The organism is Kocuria turfanensis, assembly GCF_001580365.1.
GTDB classification, from domain to species: domain Bacteria; phylum Actinomycetota; class Actinomycetes; order Actinomycetales; family Micrococcaceae; genus Kocuria; species Kocuria turfanensis.
Genome location: NZ_CP014480.1, coordinates 2406004 through 2425335, shown reverse-complemented (window position 1 = coordinate 2425335; position 19332 = coordinate 2406004). Strand labels below are relative to the sequence as shown.

Sequence of the window (19332 nt, the reverse complement as noted above, 5' to 3'; positions counted from 1 at the left end):
GAGGACCCCCGACGGGCGGCTGACGGGCCCCACCGGGCTCCTCCCCAGCCGCCTGCCGGTGGAAGCGACTACACTGCGGGGTCAAGCGGTCGCGGGATTCGGGAGGATCCGCCATGAACAGCACCGAGGGCAGCGACGGCTCCGGGGTCGCGCTGCTGGTCACCGGGGCCACCGTCGTGTCCGTCGTGTCGTCCGTCCTGGCCGATCTGCGGATCGTGGCCGTCACCGCGCTGGTCCTCGCCGGCCTGCTGCTCGTCGTGGTGCTGCTGCGCACCACCCTCCGGGCCCTGCGCCCGGGCGCGGCCGGCCGGCGGGTGAGGCACCGGCCGCTGGAGCTCGCCCGCCGGGCCGGCGCCGAGGACATGCGCGCGGCCTGGATGCACCGGCAGCTCGGGCTCCTGCCGCCCCAGCAGCGGACCGCGGACACGGGGTTCGTCGCCGCCCGGCTGGCCGAGGCGCCCCGGGCGGACTGGGACGCGGCCCGTCTCCGGCTGCACGGCCGGGCCCTGTGGTCGGTCCGGGACGCGGCCGGACGGACGCCCCTGCACCAGGAGGTCGAGGCCCGGCTGGACCGGGTGGCCGCCATGATCTCGGACCTGACCGACGACGAGTTCGACACCCACAGCGGGCAGCGCGACGACCGGTATCTCTTCCACGCCGACCCCAACGTCCGGGCCGCCTACCTGGCGGGCGGATCCGAGGCCGTGGAGGCGATCATGGGCACCATCTCCGCCGCCCGGGCGCAGGCCCGGGCGGACGCCGCCGCGCAGGCCGCCGCGGACTCCCTGGCCCAGGAGCGCAACGCCGCGCTGCGGGCGCTGCGGGAGATCCACCGGCCCACGGGATCCCGTGACGCCCACGCCGCGTGGGAGGAGCAGGCCCGCCGGATCGGCAGCTGACCCGTTGCCCCTCAGCCCGGGAGGTGCTCCTCCGGGGCACCCTGGAACTCCCGCACCTCGACCGGCAGGGTGGTCGCCCGCGCCAGCTTCCGGCCCCACTCGATGGCGGCGTCGTAGTCGGGGGCGGCGACGATGCAGATCCCTCCCGCGTGCTCGTCCTCGCGCTCGTACGGGCCGTCGGTCGTGACCACGTCCGCGCCGTGGAAGCGCACGACGACGGAGGCCTCCGCCCGGTCCAGGCCCCCGGCGAAGACCCACGCCCCCGCGGCCCGCAGCTCCTCGTTGAACGCGGCGACGTCGCGCATCACGGGCTCGAGGACCTCGGGGGCCGCCGGCCCGCCGTCGGGCTGTTCGATGCTGAGCAGGTAGTGCTTCATGGTGGGCGAGCCTCCCTGGGGCGTCGGATGGTCCTCGGAGTCTACGGTCGGGGCGGTCCCCCGAAATAGACCTGGACGTCGACCACCCGGCCCCCGCGCACCGTGATCGCCTCCATGTTCCGGAACGTCCCGCCGGTGCGCAGCTCGTACTCGTAGCGGATGAACACCAGCCCGGGCGCCACCTCGGCCACCTCCTGCAGCTCCTGCCGGGCGACCCGGCCGGCCGTGGGGAAGCAGCGCACGAAGTAGGCCTCCCGGTCGATGTGGTCGTCCTGCGGGGACGTGAACCGGAACCCGTCGCCGATGAGCTCCCGCGCCCGCTCCTCGTCCTGGGCGAGGTAGGCGGCGAAGAGCTCGCGGACCACCTGAGCGGCCCCGGCGCTCACGCCCCGGGTCGCGCGGGGGCCGCCGCCTGGTCCAGCAGGTCGCACAGGTCGAAGACGTACTCCGTGGTGTTCTCGGTGATCTCGGCCGAGACGACCGCAGGGACCTCCGTCGCCTCGTCGGTCGGCCCGGCGAAGACGACCGTCTCCGTGAGCGTGCCGTCGAGGTGGACGAAGGCCTCCGGCAGCCCGGCCTCGGCGAGGGCGGCGGCCTCGACCTCGTCGAAGGCGATCACCAGGGACGGCCCGTCGTGGTCGAACGTCAGGGTGGTGGTGTCGGCCGAGACGGTCTCGAACCCGGTGCCGGAGACGTCGAGCTCGTCGAGCGTCGCGCCGTCGGAGGCCCGGGTGACGTCCACCGTGGCGGCGCCGCGATACTGCACGACCGTGTCGCCGTCCTCGGTGACGAGGGCGCGGTACTCGACCTCCCGCACGTCGCCCGCGGTGAGCGTGAGCTCCGAGTCGCAGGCCGGGAGGGTTCGGGGCTCGTAGGCGACGGGCGGCAGCGGGAGGAAGGCTCCGTGGGTGCTGGCCGGGGGCCACGGCTCGGCGGCCGGGTCCTCGGCCGCCGCCCCCGCGGAGAGCGGGACGGCGGTGGCCATGAGGCCGGCGGCAGTGGTGGCCATCAGTCGCGAGGTGCTGGGCATGACGGTGTCCTTCGCACGGGGCGCGCCGGGAACGGCGGCCGGCGGTCGGTGGTCAGGAGACGGACGGGCGCGCGGTCCGCTGCTCCTCCTGCCAGTGTTCTCCTCGGCCGCCCGTGGGGCGGCCGGTCGACACCCGAATCGTTGTGCCCGCGCGCAGATGACGGCCGGCGGGCTCAGCCGTTCTGCGGCAGCTGGGCCACGAGCTCGTCGTCGTCGGGCTCCGCCACCGGCGGCAGGGTGCGCACCTGGTCCGCGGAGGGGCGCACGGCCCGGTCGGCCGGCTCCAGGCGCACCGGCAGGCCCGTTTCGAGGGAGGCGAGCACCGCCTCGTGCACGCGGATGTCCAGCAGCCCCTCCTCCCCGTCGGCCTCGGGCGCGGCACCGGTCAGGATGCACGCCGAGAAGTAGTCGGTCTGGCCCGCGAACTGCTCCACCGGGTCGTGGGTGCGGGTCTCGGTCCGGCCGTCGCGGGTCACGGTGTAGCTGATGCCCACCTCGGGGCCGAAGCCGAAGCACGGCTGGGCCGCCAGCGCGCCACCGGTGCCCACCACGGTGAACTGCTCGGTGGCCTCGGTGGCGTAGCTGATGGTGAACTGCGCCAGCCGCTCCCCGGGAAAGCGCAGGGTCACCGCCACGGTGTCGTCGAAGTCGAAGCCCCGGCCCGGCGTCCGCACGCCCATCGCGTGCACCTCGACCGGCTCGGCCGCGAACAGATTGCGCACCGCGTTGAGCGGGTAGCTGCCCATGTCCGGGATCGGCCCGCCCCAGAACCCGGAGTGGCCGCGGTGGTTGGCCTCGTCGATGTCCTGGGCGAACACCGCGGTGAACAGGCGGGGCTCGCCCACCAGGGCCTCGTCCCGGACCCGGGTGATCAGCTCGAGGGTGCCCGGCTCGTGGTGCAGCCGGTAGGCGACCATGAGCCGGGCCCCGCCGCGCGCCGCGGCGTCGATCATCGCCCGGCAGTCCGCCACGGAGGTCTCCATCGGCTTCTCGACGAGCACGTGGATGCCCGCCTCGAGGGCGGGCTCGGCGAACTCCCGGTGCCGGAACACGGGCGTGGCCACGTACACGGCGTCCACGTCCCCGGAGGCCAGCAGCGCCGGGTAGTCCTCGTAGGAGTACGCGGGCACGCCGTACTCGGCCGCGAGCTCCCGGGCCTTCTCGGGGGTGCCGGTGACCAGGGCGGCCAGCACGGAGTTGCCGGTCCGGGCGATGGCGGGCAGGAACGCCTGCTGGGAGATCTGGCCGAGCCCGACCACCGCGTAGCGCACGGGGCCGTTCGTCGAGGGGGCGGTCCGGGGAGACGTCATGGGGGTGTCCTTCGCGGTCGGGAACGGACGGGCGGTCCCGGTCAGACTAGCGGCGGGCGGGCACGGACGGAACGCCCGCGCACGGTGCGGGCCGGGTGGGCCATCATGGGAGCACGCCCCCGCCGGACCGTCGCCGGTCCCCGACCGCCAGGAGAGTCCCGTGCCCAAGAGCAAGGCCCGCAAGAAGGCCGCCGCCAAGAAGAAGCAGCAGCGGCGGGAGTTCCACGCCGCGGCCGGCGCCCGCGGCGTGGAGATCGACGGCGCCCCGCAGGGCACCTGGGACGACGACGCCCACGAGCTGCTGGTCTCCCGCGGCTGGGTGGCCTACCGGGACCTGGAGATGGACCAGCTCGGCGACGGCTGGGAGTGGCTGCCGTCCCAGCTGCCGCTGGACGCCGGGGTGGGCGGCGAGCCCGGGCCCACCTCCGTCTTCGCCGCGGCGGAGGGCGGCTACGACGTCGAGCTGGCCAACCCGGACGGGACCGTGGACCCCGACCGCTCGGGGCACTACGACACCCTCGAGGAGCTCGCGGCGGCCCTGGACGACCTCGAGGCCTGGCGGGTCCCCGCCGACGAGTACGTGCTGCCCGACGAGCCGAGCTTCTCCGCGGACACCCCCTGGGCGATCTGCCAGCTCTACGCCGGCGGGATGATCGACCACTGGGAGCTCGCCGCCGACCTCATCCACTTCCCCTACGAGCAGACCCCCGACGGGTTCGCCGCGGTGGAGCGCGCCCACCGGGTCGGGCTCATCCCGGCCTCGCTGTTCGCCGCGGTCGTCGCCGGCCGGGCGGGGTAGCGACCCGCTCCCCTTGTCGGCGCTCCGGGCGCAGGCGTAGCGTGGCACCGGACCATCACCCTACTGAGGAAGAAGGACCGTCATGACGCAGACCCCGGACCCCGCCGAGAACAAGCCCTCCCAGGCCGAGGGGGACGTCCCCGAGGACCAGGACGTGGAGTCGGCCGTCGATCCCGCCGGCAACAAGCCCTCCCAGGCCGAGGGCGAGGCGCCCGTGGACCCCCCCGGCGACGACTGAGATCCGTCACGGCAGCGCCGGGCGCCCCGGGACCGGGGCGCCCGGCGCTGCCGTGACGGGGAGTTCCCCTCGGGACCGTGAGCCCCTCGGCACCGCCGGGTCGGGAGCCCCGGCGTTCCCCGCCACGGCGCCCGGTCGGCTCCGGGGCGCGGCCCTCAGTGCCGGCTCAGCCCCCGGCCGTGCCGGCTCCCGGACGTCGGCGCCCACCCCGGCAGGCCGAGGAGGTCGGCCGCCTCCCGGTAGTGGCAGGTGGAGAGGATGCCGAAGCCCGTCTCCACCGCGCGGCGGTAGTAGTGCGGGTCCAGGGCGTCGGCGGGCAGGTTCTCGTCGTAGCGGTGCAGCTCCAGGCGCATCGGCACGTTCCAGCCGCGCATCCGCAGGCTCGTCTCCATGTCCGGGACGTAGTGGCCGGCGAAGCCGATGACCCGCCCGAGGTCGGGCACCTCGCGCCGGATGTCCTCGGCCGTGGCGAGCCCGTCCGGGTGGGTGGGCACGGAGTAGACGAGGTCCGGGGCGATCCGGCGGTAGACGGCCAGCTGCGTCAGCCCCTGCACCCCCACCACCACCTGGCTCTCGGCGCGGTGGGCGCGGACGAGCTCGACGACGGCCTCGGGCGCCACGTGATGCACCTCCAGCCACAGGACCGCCCCGGCCAGCACGGCCCAGGTGAGGAACTCGCCGGCCTCCCGCACGGGGTAGCGGGTGACCTCGCCGTAGTTGTCCACCAGGTGCTGGCTCAGCACGTAGTCGGCCGACTGCTCGCTCACCGGCCCGACGCCGGTGCTCCCGTGACCCATGACGGGCTCGTGCAGGACGACGCACCGGCCGTCCACGGTGCTGCGCAGATCGATCTCGATCATCGTCCGCGGCCGGGTGGCCAGGACGTTCTGGGCCGACTCGAGGGCGGAGCACGGCCACGGGCCGTCGGGGTGGTAGCCGCCGCGGCGGGCGAGCAGGAGAGGACCGGTGGCCGTCAGGCGGTCGTGCCGCGTGTAGGCCGCCAGCTCGGCCGGCGAGTCGAAGACGATCGAGTGCTGTGCCGCCCGGGATGCGGTCTCTGCGGAGGTGCAGTCCAGCGGCTCCGGTCGGTGGGGGTCGTTCGGCATGGTTACTCCTGGGGGGATGGGAGCGCAGTCGGTGGCCGTGGGGGGACGGCCGGTGGGCGGGAGGCGGGGGAACCGCCCGTCCACGTGCTCAGGGGCCCTCGGCCGCCCGTGCACGTTCCAACTCTTCCACGTCCGAGGGCGAATACGTCGCCGCGATCTGCATGTCGTTGCCTCCGCGGAGCACATTGGTCGTCTTGAGACCTCGGATGACGAGCCGGGGAATGGGCCGGTACGTCGTGCGGCCGTCGTGCACCGGCCGGGTGCCCACGCCCTGGCGCAGGGCGACGGCGTGCAGCCACACGTCGTCGGCCCGGGGCGCGCACGCCGTGAACCCGCTCCCGGCCTCGCGCAGGGCGTCGAGCAGCCGCGGCGGGTAGAGCACACCGGAGGTGCCCGTGGCGAAGGTCTGCAGCGAGGCGCCCGCGGGGGCGCCGGGCACCCAGGTGGCGTACGGCTGGATCCGTCCCGCCTGCACGCGCATGCGGTGCGCCCGGTGCGCCACCACGTCGCCGGGGTGCCGCTCGTGGACGGCGAGCAGCTCCTCCAGCCACGTCTCGCCGTAGAGGACGTCGTCGTCCGCGATGACCAGGGGCAGCTCGTGCCGGGCCTCGGAGCACACGTAGGGGTAGTACTTCTTGTGGGGGCCCCAGTCCTCGGTGGTGCGGATCTCCAGGCCGCGGCGCACCAACCGGGCCAGCGGTGCGGGGGGATCGGCCACCACGGCGGGGTCCTCCAGCCACAGGATCAGCCGCCGCGGTCGGACGGTCCCGCGCGTCATCGACTCGACGGCCAGGTGCACCGTGCGGATCCGGCTCCCGTAGGAGGTGAGGCTGACGACGACGGGCGCGTCCCCCCGCACCGGCGTCGTCGCGAAGCGGTTGCGCGCCCGGAAGTACAGCGCGCTGCGGCTGGTCCGGAACGCGTGCAGCCAGCTGCGGACCAGCGCACGGGACAGCACCCACCGCAGGGGGTGGGACCGCCGTCCGGCCGACCGGGAGGTCATGTCGGGGGCGTCAGCCCGGCGCGCGCCGCCGCGCTGCCCAGGTGCAGGACACCCGAGTCGGTCGTCACCGCGATCCAGGAGAAGCCCTGCGCGCGCAGCGCGGCCGCCCGCTCCGGGGACCCCGCGAACGCGCCCGGCAGCACACCGGCCGCCCGGCACGCGCGCACGATCACCGGCAGGGGCGCGTCGGCCGCGGTGTCCGCGAGCAGGTCGTCGACGTCCCGGCCCAGCGCGAGGGAGAGGTCGAAGGGCCCCACGAAGACCATGTCCAGGTCCGGGGTGGCCGCGATGTCCTCGACCGCGGCCACGGCCCGGGCCGTCTCGACCATCACCGCGCACCGGGGGCGCGGCATCGACGCCGCGCCCCCGGTCGTGTCCCGGCTCCCGGGCAGCGGACCCCAGCTGCGGGCGCCCCGTGGCGGGTAGTGCGCCGCGGCCACGGCGGCCTCGGCCTGCTCCGCGTCCTGGACCAGGGGGATGATCACGCCGTCCGCCCCGGCGTCCAGGGCCCGGCCGATCGCCGTGGGGTCGTTCGCGGCGACCCGGACCAGCACCGGGGCCGCCGCCTCGTGCCGCAGCGCGAAGAGGCCGCGGAGGGCGGCGTCGTCGAAGTGTCCGTGCTGGGCGTCGACGCCGACCCAGTCGAAGCCGGCGCGCTCGAGCGCGAGCGTGGTGCGGGCGTCGCCGAGCGTGGCCCACACGCCGGTGCGCACCGCGTCCGCGGGAAGGTCTGCGTCGGTCATGGCCTCATGATGGCAGGGGGCGGGCGGGGGCACGACCTCGCCGCGGGATTGCGACGACGGCGCCGGCGACGACCGTGACCACCACGGCGGGCGCGGCCGCGACCACGGCCGCCGCCGCACGGGTCACGGCGAACAGCCGCCTCATGCCCGGTCCCCTCCTGCGTGCCCGGTCAGACCTCCACGGCGGCCAGCACCGGCAGGGTGGGCGTCTCGGAGCCGCCGGCGGGCTCGACCGTCATGGCCACCGCACCGGCCCGGTCGACGTCCCCCTCCAGCCACACCTGCACCTGCCCGCCGCCGAAGTGCGCGTCCGGCACCGGGGAGCCGTCCTGCATCAGCCACAGCTGGTACTCGCGCCCCTCCTCCGGGGCCGGGAGGTCGGCGGCCACGAGCATGGCCGCGTCCTCCTGCTCGGAGACCACCAGGGTGGCGGTGCTCCCGTCGACCTCCAGCCGGTGGGTCGCGACGTCGGCGGCGGCCAGCAGGCGGGCCTGCCGATCCTGTTCCTGCGCGGCGAGCTGCTGCTGCTCGCGCTGCTCCGTCTGCGTCCCGATCGCCCAGCCGCCCAGGGCGGCACCGGGCAGGAGCACCGCGGCCGCCGCCGCGGCGGCCAGCCGCTGCCGCCGGGGCCGCCGGCGCTCCGCCAGGGAGACGACGTCCGCAGCGGTCCCCGGGTCCACCGAGCCCGCGGGGGGCACAGCGCTCGGCGTCGCGGCCGGCGTCTCGGCGGGCGACGTGGCCGGCCTCGCGGTCGGCGTCCCGGACCGGGTGCCGTGGATGGCGGCGAGGACGTCGGCGCGCAGGGCCGGCGGCGGGTCCTGGGCCACCGCCGAGGCCAGGGCCGCACCGACCTCGCCGAACGAGTCCACCTCGGCGCGGCACGCCGCGCAGCCCCGGAGGTGCTCCTCGAACGCGGCGCGCTCCTCGGGCTCGAGGGCGTCCACGGCGTAGAGTGCCGCGTCCCCGTGGACGTCGTCGGACCAGTCGTCCACCTGCATGTCGTTCACCGCTGCACCCCCAATGCCGATCGTAGATTGTTGAGCCCGTCCCTGATCCGCGCCTTCGCCGTGCCCAGTGGGACGGCCAGGTGCTCGGCGACCTGTCGGTGGCTGTAGCCCCGGTAGTACACCAGGCAGACGGCCTCGCGCTGGAGCTCGCTCAGGGATCCCAACCCCGAGCGGACCTCCTCGGTGTCCAGGGACTGCTCGACCTCGCCCCAGGTCTCGTCGGAGGGCGATCCCGCCTGGCGGAGCTCGTACTGCTCGTCCCGGACGCGTTCCCGCTGGCTCTGCCGGATCCGATCCACCGCGCGCCGGTGGGCCATGGTGCACAGCCAGGCCAGCACGGTGCCGCGCCGCGGGTCGAAGCGCTCCGCCTGCTGCCAGGCCATCAGGTAGACCTCCTGGACCACCTCGGCGGCCAGCTCCGGGGAGCGGGTCAGCCGCACCACGAGCCCGAACAGCTTCGTGCACGTGGCGTCGTACAGCTGGGCGAAGGCGGTCTCGTCCCCGGCGGCGCTGCGCCGCAGCAGCTCGGCCAGGTCGTCGGTCCCGCCGGAGGAACGGGACTGGGTCCCCGCGCCGCGGCCGCGGCCGGTCGGTCCTTCACTCACGCGATCTCGCTGTTCACTCGGGGGGCAACGCCTCGTCCGCCACCCGGGCGAGGACAGTCCTGTACCGCAGAGTGCCACATCGGACCGGTGCCGCGCTGTCGACACACGCTGTCCTTCCATGCCAGGTGTTCGTCACCGGACGCGCCGCGGATGGGTCGGCGGCGCGTCCGGACGGATCCGGGGCGGTCCAGGACTCCGGTCCGGCACCGCGGTCCGGGGCGCCGATTCGAGCGCCGGAAAAAACTTTGCGGCCGCACCCATCCGGGGGCGCCCCGGCGCCGAACCTCCTGTGCACACACCGAATGTGCGCACACGGCACGACCCCCGGTACGACACAGGAGAAACTGATGCGCAAGTCCACGTTCCTCGCAGTCCCCACCCTGGCCCTCGGCGCCCTCACCCTGGCCGCTGCCCCCGCCTCCGCCCACGCGGAGGACATGTGGTCCTCCCAGGCGACCCTGAACACCCTGAACAACTCCGGCACCACCGGCGACGTCATGGTCGACGTCCACGGCACCGAGGCCACCGTCACGATGAACGTCACCGGCGCGGCGGAGACCTTCATGGACGGGCCGTTCCCGCACGCCCAGCACATCCACATCCACGGCCAGGGCACCTGCCCCGGCCCCGAGGCCGACGCCGACGGCGACGGCGTGGTCAACACCACCGAGGGCCACCCCTCCTACGGCATGATCGGCACCTCGCTGACCCTCGAGGGCGACACCAGCCCCGACTCCGGCCTCGCCGTGGACCGCTTCCCCGGTGGCAGCGCCTACACCTACGAGCGGACCTTCGAGCTGGACGCGGCGACCGCCGAGGCCCTGCAGAGCGGCACCGCGGTCGTGGTCGTCCACGGCGTGGACCCGGCCAAGATGCCGGCCGCCGCCGCCGAGAAGATGAGCGACCTCGACCCGTCGCTGCCCGCGGCCGCGACCCTTCCGGCGGCCTGCGGCACGCTGACCGCTTCCCAGATGGGCGCGATGCCCGAGGGCGGCGCCGACACCGGCGTGACCCAGGAGACCGGTTCCGGCGCCGAGACCGCGGCCCTGGGCGGCGGCCTCCTGGCGGCCGTGGCCGGCGGCGCCTGGGCCCTGCGCCGGCGCGCTGCCCGGGCCTGATCCCGCGGGACGGTTCCTGTCATGACGGGATCGACCACCGGTCGCCGCGGGGGCCTGCTGGCCTCCGCGGCGGCCGCCGTCCTGCTCGCCACCGGCTGCGCCGCCGGATCCGGTGACGGCCCCTCGGCCGCCGCCGGCAGCACGCCCCCGGCGGCCTCGAGCACCGCCCCCGGCACGTCCTCGACGCAGTCCGCGTCCACGTCGTCGCCCACCTCGTCGTCCACGCCGTCGTCCACGGCCGCGCCGTCTCCCACGGAAACACCGCAGGCCGCACGCGCGACGCCGACCGCCGCACCCCAGGACCGCCCCGCGGTGCTGGACGCCTCCGAGCCCGTCTCCCTGACCGTGCCGTCCACGGGCACCCGCTCCGAGCTGCTGCACCTGGGCCTGCGGGAGGACGGTTCCCTGGAGGTCCCGCCCGAGGCTCCCGGGTCCCCGGCGAGCTGGTACACCGGCTCCCCCACTCCCGGCGAGCGCGGCCCGGCCGTGCTGCTGGGGCACGTGAACGCCACGGGCGGAGGGCCGGGAGTCTTCGCGGACCTGCGGCAGCTCGCCCCCGGGGACAGGATCGAGGTCGCCCGTCAGGACGGTTCCACCGCGGTCTTCGCCGTCGACCGCGGGGAGCAGTACGGCAAGGACGACTTCCCCACCCTGGAGGTCTACGGCAACACGGAGGCCGCGGAGCTGCGGCTGATCACCTGCGACGGCTACGATCCGGCCACCGGCGAGTTCGACGACAACTACGTCGTGTACGCGACCCTGGTGTCCTGAGCCACCTCGCCGCCGGGCCGGCCCGTGGGCAGCACCGCACCGATGAGCACCTCCGCGGCCCGGCGCGCCTGACCGCCGCCTGGCAGGGCGCCCTCACCGGGGCACGACCGGCGAGCGAGGTCGTTCCCTAGACTCGAACCGGTGGGAACGACCGTTCCCACCCTCTGCACGAACGACCGAGAGGAAGAGCGTCCATGGGTTACATCAGCGTCGGCACCGAGAACAGCACCGACATCGAGCTGTACTACGAGGACCACGGCAGCGGGCAGCCCGTGGTGCTGATCCACGGCTATCCGCTGGACGGGTCGTCCTGGGAGAAGCAGACCGTGGCCCTGCTCGAGGCCGGCCACCGTGTGATCACCTACGACCGCCGCGGCTTCGGCAGCTCCAGCAAGCCCACCACCGGCTACGACTACGACACCTTCGCCGCGGACCTGGACGCCGTGCTGACCCACCTCGACCTGCAGGACGCCGTCCTCGTGGGCTTCTCCATGGGCACCGGCGAGGTGGCCCGCTACCTCAGCACCTACGGTTCCTCCCGGGTGGCCAAGGCGGTCTTCCTCGGCTCGCTGGAGCCCTACCTGCTGCAGACCGACGACAACCCCACGGGCGTGCCCCAGGGCGTCTTCGACGGCCTCACCGCGGCCGTGACCGCGGACCGGTACGCGTTCTTCACCGAGTTCTTCGGCAACTTCTACAACGCCGACACCTTCCTCGGCACGGACCGGCTCAGCCAGGAGCTCGTCGACGCCAGCAAGGACATCGCGTTCCGCTCGGGCGCCGTGGCCTCCGTGGCCGCGCAGCCGACCTGGCTGACCGACTTCCGCGCCGACATCCCCCGGATCGACGTCCCGGCCCTGATCGTGCACGGCACCGCGGACAACATCCTGCCGATCGACGCCACCGGCCGGCAGTTCACCAAGGCGCTGCCGCAGGCGCGCTACGTCGAGATCGAGGGCGCCCCGCACGGCATGCTCTGGACGCACGCCCCCGAGGTGAACGAGGCCCTGCTGGACTTCCTCGCCGGCTGACCGGCCCGGGCACCGGCCGGCCGCCGGCGCCCCCTGGTGCGATCAATAACGAATGTGTAACGTGATGCCCTGAGAACATCCCCCCGCGTTCTCCCGGACCATCGGCGTCCCCTGCGCGGGTGGTCCGACGGCCCCGGCCCGCCTCTCCCGGCGGACCGGGGCCTTCGTTCGTGCCGGGCAGTCCCCGGCCGGGCACCGATCGGGCGTGCGCTGCCGCGGCGCCGGCTGCTCAGCCGCGGGGGTCGCGGTCCGGGCGGGCTCCTTCCGGGCCCTCGCCGGGCCGGTCCGTCCCAGCGGGCCGATCCGTGCCGTCCGGCCGGGCGCCCGGGGAGCGGTCGTCCGGCGTGGTCCCCCCGGCGGCCCGGTGACCGCCGAGGTAGTCCCGGGCCTTCTGCTGGACCGAGTCCACGTGCCGCTCGTACTTCCGTCCGGTGCGCTTGTCCACGAAGTTCCCGGCCTGGTCCAGGACCTTGTTCACCTTGTCCGGGTTGCGCTGCGCGAGCTGCTTGGCCTTCGCCGTGAGCCCCTTGAAGTTCACCATGACGTCTCCTTCCGAGAGCGGTCACCGCCGCGAGTCCGCGGCGGTGCTGTCACGAGTCCATCATGCAGAGCTGTTCCCGCGCTGGCCAGCACCTGTGGCCCGCCCCGTCGGGCCCCCGGTCCCGAACATGCTCCTGAAGGCATACTCCGGCCCGGGCGGCGGTCAGACCCGCTCCAGCGGCAGGGCCGGGGCCAGGCGGCGCAAGGACGTGAAGGTGGGCACGAGGGCCTCGTACAGCTGCTCGAAGACCGGCTGGAGGGACGCGTAGACCGCGGCGTCGGCCGGGTCGGGGCGCAGGGTGGAGTCCACCTCCACGAGGTCCGCGGCCACGTCGATCGACTCGATGAGCCCCAGCGCCTGCATGCCGAGCAGCGCCGCGCCGAACCCGGACCCCTCGTGCCCGGACGCGAAGGAGATGTCCGTGCCCAGCACGTCGGCGAGCATCTGCCGCCACAGGGGGCTGCGCGCGAACCCGCCCGTGGCCCGGATCTGCTCCACCGCCAGCCCTGCCGAGCGCATCGACTGCAGGACCAGGCCCAGCTGCTGGCACACCCCCTCCAGGGCCGCGCGCACCAGGTGGGCCCGCCCGTGCGCGCGGGTGAGCCCCACGTAGGCGCCCCGGGGCAGGGAGCTCCAGTGCGGGGCGCGCTCGCTCAGCAGGTAGGGCAGCATGAGCAGCCCGCCGGAGCCGGCGGGCACGCTCTCGGCCAGCGCGCACAGGGCCTCCTGGGAGTCCTCGCCGAGGTCCGGGGCGAGCGCGTCGCCCGCCCAGCCCAGGACCACGCCGCCGTTGTTGATGGCCCCGCCCACCACCCAGCGGCCGGGGGTGAGGGCATAGCAGAAGACCCGGCCCAGCGGGTCCACCACGGGACGGTCGACGACGACGCGCAGCGCGCCGCTCGTGCCGATCGAGCAGGCCGCCACTCCGGGCCGCACCGCCCCCAGCCCCAGGTTCGCGAGGGGTCCGTCGCTGGCGCCGACCACCACCGGCGTGCTCGCGGGCAGGCCGGTGGCCCGGGCGGCCCCGTCCGTGAGCCCGGGCAGGACGGTGGTGGTGGGCACGAGCTCGGGCAGCTGCTCGGGCAGGATCCCGGCCAGGGCCAGGGCCTCGTCGTCCCAGGCCAGCTCGTGGATGTTCATCAGCCCCGTGGCGGAGGCCACCGAGTGGTCCACCACGAGGGCGTTGCACAGCCGCAGCAGCACGAACTCCTTGATGCCGGCCCAGAAGGCGACCCGCTCGCACAGCTTCGGCTCCTGCTCGTGGAACCACACGAGCTTGGGCAGCGGTGACATCGGGTGCACGGGGGTGCCCGTGCGCCGGTGCAGCGCGAGCCCGCCCACGCCGGCGCGCAGCCGCTCCGCCTGGGCACTGGCCCGGGTGTCGGCCCAGGTGACGAGCGGGGTGAGCGGATCCCCCTCGGGCGAGAGACCGAGCAGGCCGTGCATCGCGGAGCTGAAGGACAGCCCGGCCACGCGCTCGGCCCCGACCTCCTCGACCACGGCGCGCACCGTGTCCAGGACGGCGCGGAGGATCAGCTGCGGGTCCTGCACGGCGTGGCCGCCGTGCGGCTCCTCCAGCGGATAGCCCGCCGAGGCGGAGGCGAGCTGCTCGCCGCCCACCGCGAACGCGACCGTCTTGGTGCTCGTGGTGCCGATGTCGACCCCGAGCACCACCGAACCGGCGGTGGGCTCCGCGTGCGGTCCGGTCATCAGCGGGTCTCCTCGCCGAAGGACACGAGCACCTTGCCGGAGGCCGCGGAGTCCCGGGCCGCGGCGAAGGCCTCCAGGGCCCGCTCGGCCGGGATCTCGTGCGTGACGACGCCCTCGATCCCGGGGTGGGCGGCGAGCAGCTCGATCGCCTCGTCGATCTCGTCGTCGAAGCGGAACGAGCCGCGCAGCTGGAGCTCCTTGGACACCAGCGGGGCCAGGTTCACGGGCCGGGCCTCGTTCGGCACCATCCCCACCTGGACCACTACGGCACCCCGGCGCGCGGCCGTCAGCGCGGGGCTCACGGCCGCGGGCACCCCGGAGCACTCCAGCACCACGTCGAAGGCCTCGGCCGGGAGCGGGTCCGCCCCGATCCGGACGGTGCCGTGCACGCCCAGGGACCGTGCCCGCTCCAGCGGGCCCTCCAGGACGTCGGTGGCCACGACCTCCGCCGCGCCGCGCGCCAGGGCGGCGGCCGCGGCGAGCAGCCCGATCGGCCCGGACCCGGAGACCAGCACGCGCCGGCCCGCCACGTCCCCGGCCACGGTCAGCCCGTGCAGCGCCACGGCCAGCGGCTCGGCCAGGGCGGCCCGGCGCAGCGGGACGCCCTCCGGGAGCACCCGGACCATGTCCCGGCGCACCAGCAGGAACTCGCTCATCCCGCCCTGGGTGTGCGGCCGGGTGGCGGCGCTGCCCAGGTAGGCCCCGCCCGGCCACAGGTGGCGCCGGTCCTCGATCCCCGGCTCCGGGGTGCCGAACGTGGCCGGGTGGACCGTCACCGGGGTGCCCGGCGCGAGCTCGCCGGCGGGGTCGAGGTCCACCGTCCCGGAGACCTCGTGGCCGGGCACGAGCGGCTCCCGGACCACGTACTCCCCGTTGGCGCCCTCGGCCCAGTAGTGCAGGTCGGACCCGCACACCCCGCCGTAGGCGATCCGGAGCCGGAGCTGCCCCGCGGCCGGTTCCGGGACGGGCAGCTCCTCGACGCGCAGGTCCTGCTTGCCGTGGATGACGATGGCTCTCATGGGCTCTCTTCCTGGGACGTCCGGATCAGCGGGGACATCCGGATCGGTGGCTGGCGGTTGCGGGTCAGACGACGGAGGTCATGCCGCCGTCGACCAGGACGTTGTGCCCGGACACGAAGCTGGAGGCGTCCGAGCACAGGTAGATCAGCGTGCCCACGAGCTCCTCGACGCGCCCCCAGCGCCGGGCCGGGGTGCGGTCGACCACCCACGCGTTGAACGCCTCGTCCTCGACCAGGGCCCGGTTCATCTCAGTGGCGAAGTAGCCGGGGGAGATCGCGTTGACCTGGATGTTGTAGCGGGCCAGGTCGGCGGCCATCCCCTTGGTGAGCATGACCACCCCGCCCTTGGTGGCCGAGTACGGGGCGATGGTCTGCCGGGCGAGCACGGACTGCACCGAGGCGATGTTGACGATCTTGCCGGAGCCCCGCTCCTGCATTCCGGGGACCACGGCGCGGGAGACGTGGAAGGCGCTGGAGAGGTTCGCCGCGACGATGTCCTCCCAGTCCTGGGCCGTGAACTCGGCGAACGGGGCGCGGCGCTGGATCCCGGCGTTGTTCACCAGGATGTCCGGCACCCCGTGCTCGGCCACCACCGCCTCGATCCCCGACCGCACGGCGTCGGCGTCGGTGAGGTCGAAGGCGGCCGTGGCCGGCGCCGTGCCCGTGCGGCCGGCGATCTCGTCGCGCACCCGGGCGAGGGCCTCGCCGTCGCGCCCGTGCAGGTCGAGTTCTACCTGCTGAAGTGCCCGCGGCCAGGGCCCGCCCCAGTCCCCGGGAGGAGCCGGTGACCAGGGCGAGCCGGCCGGTGATGTCGAAGATGCTGTTCACGTCCGCCTCAGGCGATGTAGAAGACGGCGAGGACGATGACGAAGCCCACCACGGACTGCAGGGCCTGCTGGACGGTCCACGTCCGCAGCGTGGTCTTGACGTCCATGCCCATGAGCCGGCCGACGAGCCAGAACCCGGAGTCGTTGACGTGGCTGGCGAAGACCGACCCGGCGGCGGTGGCCAGGACGACGGCCGCGACCTCCACGGAGTTGAAGCCGCCCGCGGCCACGGCCGGGGCCATGAGACCGGCGGCGGTGACGAGGGCCACGGTGGCCGAGCCCTGGGCCAGGCGCAGGACCACGGCGATGATGTAGGCGGCGAAGATGACCGGCAGGCCGATGCCCTCGAGGGAGGACGCCAGGGCGTCACCGATGCCGGAGGCGCGCAGGATGCCGCCGAACATGCCGCCGGCGCCGGTGATGAGGATGACCGAGGCCACCGGGCCCAGGGCGGAGTCGACGACCTTCTCCAGGGCGGTGCCGTGCTCGCCGCGGCGGGTGCCGAGGACGAACAGGGCCACGAGGACCGAGATCAGCAGGGCCACCGGGGAGGCGCCGACCATGGAGAGCGCGCCGAACCAGGGGGCGTCCTCGGAGACCGTGCCTGCGGCGCGGAGGAAGTCCAGGCCGGTGTTCATGAAGATGAGCACCAGGGGCAGCAGCAGCAGGGCGATGATGGTGCCGACCTTGGGCGGGTTGACCGGCTGGTCGTCGTCGATCTCCCCGAAGAGTCCCGGCACGGGCAGGACGAAGTTCATGCCCACGCGCTTGCCCCACAGGTAGCCGGTGACGTACCAGAGCGGGAAGGCCAGCAGCAGACCGATCAGCAGGACCATGCCGAGGTCGGCGCCGTAGAGCTCGGTGGCGGCCACGGGGCCCGGGTGCGGCGGCACGAAGACGTGCATGACCGAGAACGCACCGGCGGCGGGGATGCCGTAGAGCAGCACGTTGGTGCCGCTCACGCGGCGGGCGACGGCGAAGATGATGGGCAGCATGACCACCAGGCCGGCGTCGAAGAAGATCGGGAAGCCCATGATCAGCGAGGCGATGCCGAGGCCGAAGGGCGCCCGCTTCTCACCGAAGATGTCCACGAGCTTGTCGGCGAGCACCCGGGCGCCCCCGCTGTGCTCCACGAGCTTGCCGAGCATGGCGCCGAGGCCGATCAGCAGGGCCACCGAGCCCAGTGTGCTGCCGAAGGCGCCCACGGCGGTCTCCACGATCAGCGCCGGCGGGATGCCCGTGGCCAGCGCGGTCAGCAGCGCCACGAGGATCAGGGTCAGGAACGCGTGCAGCTTGAACCTGATCACCAGGATCAGGATCAGCGCGATGGCGGCGGCCGCGATGCCCAGCAAGGGGGCGGTTCCGAGGGTCTGTGTCCAGTCTTCCACTGAGGGTCTCCGTGATCTCGGGCCTGCGCACAGGCCGTGGGGGTGCTCGTCGTGATCCACGACACGCGCTAGGCTGACAGAAAGATCATACTTTTGGCAACAGCGGGCACGTCATGAGCGCCGCGAGAGGGACGGAGCCGGGATGCACGGGGTGGAGCAGCACAGCGAAGTGCTGGATCGGCTCGGCCGCAGCGTCGCCTCGGGCGAGCGCACTCCCGGCACGGTCCTGACGCTCGCCGGCCTCGAGGAGGAGTTCGGCGTCTCCCGCACCCTCGTGCGCGAGGTCGTGCGGGTGCTCGAGTCCATGGGGATGCTGGAGTCGCGGCGTCGCGTGGGCGTCACCGTGCGGCCGTCCCAGGACTGGAACCCGTTCGACCCCCGGCTGATCCGGTGGCGGCTGGGCGGCCCCGGCCGGGACGCCCAGCTGCTGAGCCTCACCGAGCTTCGCGCGGCGATCGAGCCCGTGGCGGCCCGCCTCGCCGCCGCGCGGGCGGACGCGTCCACCCGCCGCCGTCTCGTGGAGCTGGCCGCCCGGCTCAAGGAGCTGGGCGAGGCCCACCGCGGCACGGACCCGGAGTACCTGGCGACCGACATCGCCTACCACGAGCTGCTGCTGGCGGCCAGCGGCAACCCCATGCTCGCCGCCCTGGGCGGGACGGTGGCCGAAGTGCTCTCCGGGCGCACCGCGCTGGGGCTCATGCCGCGGGACCCCGCTCCCGGGGCGCTGGAGGACCACGAGGCCACCGCCGCCGCCGTCGCCTCCGGGGACGCCGCCACGGCCGAGGCCCGGGCGCGCGCCGTGGTGACGGAGGTGCTCGAGGAGGTCGCCGACGGGACCGGGTGACGCCCCGGCCCGGCCGGCGCGCGCCGGGCGGACCGGACGACTCGTAGGCTGGGCCCATGGGCATCTCCGAGACCGACCGCAAGCACCTGCGACGCTGCGTGGAACTGGCCCGCGAGGCCCTCGACGCCGGGGACGAGCCGTTCGGCTCGGTGCTCGTCTCGGCGCGGGGAGAGGTGCTGTTCGAGGACCGCAACCGGGTGGCCGGAGGTGACGCCACCCGGCATCCCGAGTTCGAGATCGCCCGCTGGGCAGCCGCTCGCCTCGCTCCGGAGCAGCGCTCCTCGGCCACGGTCTACACCTCGGGAGAGCACTGCCCCATGTGCTCGGCCGCGCACGCCTGGGTGGGGCTGGGCCGCATCGTCCACGCCTCCTCCTCCGCGCAGCTGGTCCGGTGGCTGCAGGAGCTCGGCGTCCCGCCCGCCCCCGTGGCGGCGCTGCCGATCTCCCAGGTGGCCCCGGGCGTGCCGGTGGACGGCCCGTGCCCCGACCTGGCCCCGGAGGTACGGGAACTGCACCAGTCCCGCCACCGCCCCTGACCCCCCTCTGACCCGCGAGGCTGCCCGTGTCGGCGACCGGGCACGGTCGTGTCGCCGTGAGCCGCGATCTCGGCTCGGGGTGGCCAGGGCCCCGCCCGGGGACCAGGATGGGAGAGTCCCTCCGGTGGGCGGCGCCCACCGGAACCGATCGACGAAGGGAACGACCATGGTGGACATGGGAGGATTCGCGGACAAGGCGAAGGACTTCGCGGAGCAGCACCCGGACAAGGTGCAGCAGGGCGTCGACCGCGGCGGCGACGCCGTCGACGAGCGCACCGGCAGGAAGTACGAGGACCAGGTCGACCAGGCGCAGGAGAAGGCCGGCGGCTTCCTCGGCACCGGGGACCAGGACCAGCAGCAGCCCTGACCCGCAGCGCTCCCCGCAGCCCCCGCCCGCCGCCCGGCGCGCGGGGGCTGCCCGTGGGCCCCGC

The 19332-nt window shown here is 74.6% G+C and carries 22 protein-coding genes and 1 pseudogene; 9 read left to right on the top strand and 14 right to left on the bottom strand.

The window, feature by feature from the left end; translation table 11 throughout:
- Window positions 1-113: 113 nt before the first annotated feature.
- On the top strand, window positions 114-899 hold the full coding sequence (locus tag AYX06_RS11210) for a hypothetical protein (protein WP_062735830.1): 786 nt from the start codon (window positions 114-116) through the stop codon (window positions 897-899).
- Window positions 900-910: 11 nt separating this feature from the next.
- Here the strand turns inward: AYX06_RS11210 and AYX06_RS11205 are convergent, their stop codons facing one another.
- From AYX06_RS11205 to AYX06_RS11190, 4 genes are all read right to left on the bottom strand, one after another.
- Window positions 911-1276: a YciI family protein gene (locus AYX06_RS11205; protein ID WP_047803793.1), complete on the bottom strand. Its 366-nt coding sequence runs from the start codon at window positions 1274-1276 to the stop codon at window positions 911-913.
- A gap of 41 nt (window positions 1277-1317) precedes the next feature.
- Window positions 1318-1662 (bottom strand): nuclear transport factor 2-like protein, encoded by a 345-nt coding sequence (locus AYX06_RS11200; RefSeq protein ID WP_062735829.1) that lies wholly within the window; start codon window positions 1660-1662, stop codon window positions 1318-1320.
- Window positions 1659-2306 (bottom strand): hypothetical protein, encoded by a 648-nt coding sequence (locus AYX06_RS11195; RefSeq protein WP_062735828.1) that lies wholly within the window; start codon window positions 2304-2306, stop codon window positions 1659-1661. The genes AYX06_RS11200 and AYX06_RS11195 overlap by 4 nt, the downstream gene beginning before the upstream one ends.
- A 173-nt stretch (window positions 2307-2479) precedes the next feature.
- Complete coding sequence (locus tag AYX06_RS11190) at window positions 2480-3616, bottom strand: Gfo/Idh/MocA family protein (protein WP_062735827.1); 1137 nt, start codon at window positions 3614-3616, stop codon at window positions 2480-2482.
- A 160-nt stretch (window positions 3617-3776) separates the two neighbouring features.
- On the opposite strand from AYX06_RS11190, the gene AYX06_RS11185 reads away from it, so the two are divergent.
- Together AYX06_RS11185 and AYX06_RS19790 are read left to right on the top strand one after the other, a co-directional pair.
- The gene (locus AYX06_RS11185; protein ID WP_062735826.1) at window positions 3777-4415 is read left to right on the top strand and encodes a hypothetical protein; all 639 of its coding nucleotides are present in this window, start codon (window positions 3777-3779) and stop codon (window positions 4413-4415) included.
- An 82-nt stretch (window positions 4416-4497) separates the two neighbouring features.
- Complete coding sequence (locus AYX06_RS19790; RefSeq protein WP_157093459.1) at window positions 4498-4653, top strand: hypothetical protein; 156 nt, start codon at window positions 4498-4500, stop codon at window positions 4651-4653.
- 155 nt (window positions 4654-4808) lie between these two features.
- Here AYX06_RS19790 and AYX06_RS11180 read toward each other — a convergent pair whose 3' ends face one another.
- The 5 genes from AYX06_RS11180 to sigK all read right to left on the bottom strand — a co-directional run bounded on the left by AYX06_RS11180 (window position 4809) and on the right by sigK (window position 9117).
- A complete protein-coding gene (locus AYX06_RS11180) occupies window positions 4809-5759 on the bottom strand; it encodes a PI-PLC domain-containing protein (RefSeq protein WP_062735825.1) in 951 nt (316 codons plus the stop codon).
- An 88-nt stretch (window positions 5760-5847) separates the two neighbouring features.
- A complete protein-coding gene (locus AYX06_RS11175; protein WP_062735824.1) occupies window positions 5848-6762 on the bottom strand; it encodes a hypothetical protein in 915 nt (304 codons plus the stop codon).
- On the bottom strand, window positions 6759-7505 hold the full coding sequence (locus AYX06_RS11170; protein ID WP_062735823.1) for an HpcH/HpaI aldolase family protein: 747 nt from the start codon (window positions 7503-7505) through the stop codon (window positions 6759-6761). The genes AYX06_RS11175 and AYX06_RS11170 overlap by 4 nt, the downstream gene beginning before the upstream one ends.
- A gap of 170 nt (window positions 7506-7675) precedes the next feature.
- Entirely contained in the window at window positions 7676-8503 is an 828-nt protein-coding gene (locus AYX06_RS11165; protein ID WP_232319456.1) for an anti-sigma factor, read from the bottom strand.
- Between the two features lie 5 nt (window positions 8504-8508).
- Window positions 8509-9117: an ECF RNA polymerase sigma factor SigK gene (gene sigK, locus AYX06_RS11160; RefSeq protein WP_062735821.1), complete on the bottom strand. Its 609-nt coding sequence runs from the start codon at window positions 9115-9117 to the stop codon at window positions 8509-8511.
- 347 nt (window positions 9118-9464) lie between these two features.
- Between sigK and AYX06_RS11155 the strand changes: the two genes are divergently transcribed.
- From AYX06_RS11155 to AYX06_RS11145, 3 genes are all read left to right on the top strand, one after another.
- Window positions 9465-10235: a hypothetical protein gene (locus AYX06_RS11155; RefSeq protein ID WP_062735820.1), complete on the top strand. Its 771-nt coding sequence runs from the start codon at window positions 9465-9467 to the stop codon at window positions 10233-10235.
- Between the two features lie 21 nt (window positions 10236-10256).
- A complete protein-coding gene (locus AYX06_RS11150) occupies window positions 10257-11006 on the top strand; it encodes a class F sortase (RefSeq protein WP_062735819.1) in 750 nt (249 codons plus the stop codon).
- A gap of 194 nt (window positions 11007-11200) precedes the next feature.
- Window positions 11201-12037, top strand: coding sequence for an alpha/beta fold hydrolase (locus AYX06_RS11145; protein WP_062735818.1), 837 nt, complete (start codon window positions 11201-11203; stop codon window positions 12035-12037).
- Window positions 12038-12266: 229 nt separating this feature from the next.
- Here AYX06_RS11145 and AYX06_RS11140 read toward each other — a convergent pair whose 3' ends face one another.
- From AYX06_RS11140 to AYX06_RS11120, 5 genes and pseudogenes are all read right to left on the bottom strand, one after another.
- Window positions 12267-12578: an antitoxin gene (locus tag AYX06_RS11140; protein ID WP_062735817.1), complete on the bottom strand. Its 312-nt coding sequence runs from the start codon at window positions 12576-12578 to the stop codon at window positions 12267-12269.
- 162 nt (window positions 12579-12740) lie between these two features.
- Window positions 12741-14288 (bottom strand): gluconokinase, encoded by a 1548-nt coding sequence (locus AYX06_RS11135; protein ID WP_062735816.1) that lies wholly within the window; start codon window positions 14286-14288, stop codon window positions 12741-12743.
- Entirely contained in the window at window positions 14288-15307 is a 1020-nt protein-coding gene (locus AYX06_RS11130) for an L-idonate 5-dehydrogenase (protein ID WP_062735815.1), read from the bottom strand. The genes AYX06_RS11135 and AYX06_RS11130 overlap by 1 nt, the downstream gene beginning before the upstream one ends.
- 64 nt (window positions 15308-15371) lie before the next feature.
- Window positions 15372-16134: pseudogene (locus tag AYX06_RS11125) on the bottom strand (SDR family oxidoreductase).
- Window positions 16135-16141: 7 nt separating this feature from the next.
- Window positions 16142-17521: a GntP family permease gene (locus tag AYX06_RS11120; protein ID WP_062735814.1), complete on the bottom strand. Its 1380-nt coding sequence runs from the start codon at window positions 17519-17521 to the stop codon at window positions 16142-16144.
- 142 nt (window positions 17522-17663) lie between these two features.
- Here AYX06_RS11120 and AYX06_RS11115 point away from each other — a divergent pair, with 142 nt between their 5' ends.
- From AYX06_RS11115 to AYX06_RS11105, 3 genes are all read left to right on the top strand, one after another.
- A complete protein-coding gene (locus AYX06_RS11115; protein WP_062735813.1) occupies window positions 17664-18365 on the top strand; it encodes a FadR/GntR family transcriptional regulator in 702 nt (233 codons plus the stop codon).
- A gap of 56 nt (window positions 18366-18421) precedes the next feature.
- Window positions 18422-18901: a nucleoside deaminase gene (locus AYX06_RS11110; RefSeq protein ID WP_062735812.1), complete on the top strand. Its 480-nt coding sequence runs from the start codon at window positions 18422-18424 to the stop codon at window positions 18899-18901.
- A gap of 175 nt (window positions 18902-19076) precedes the next feature.
- The gene (locus AYX06_RS11105; protein ID WP_062737020.1) at window positions 19077-19268 is read left to right on the top strand and encodes an antitoxin; all 192 of its coding nucleotides are present in this window, start codon (window positions 19077-19079) and stop codon (window positions 19266-19268) included.
- Window positions 19269-19332: the final 64 nt, after the last annotated feature.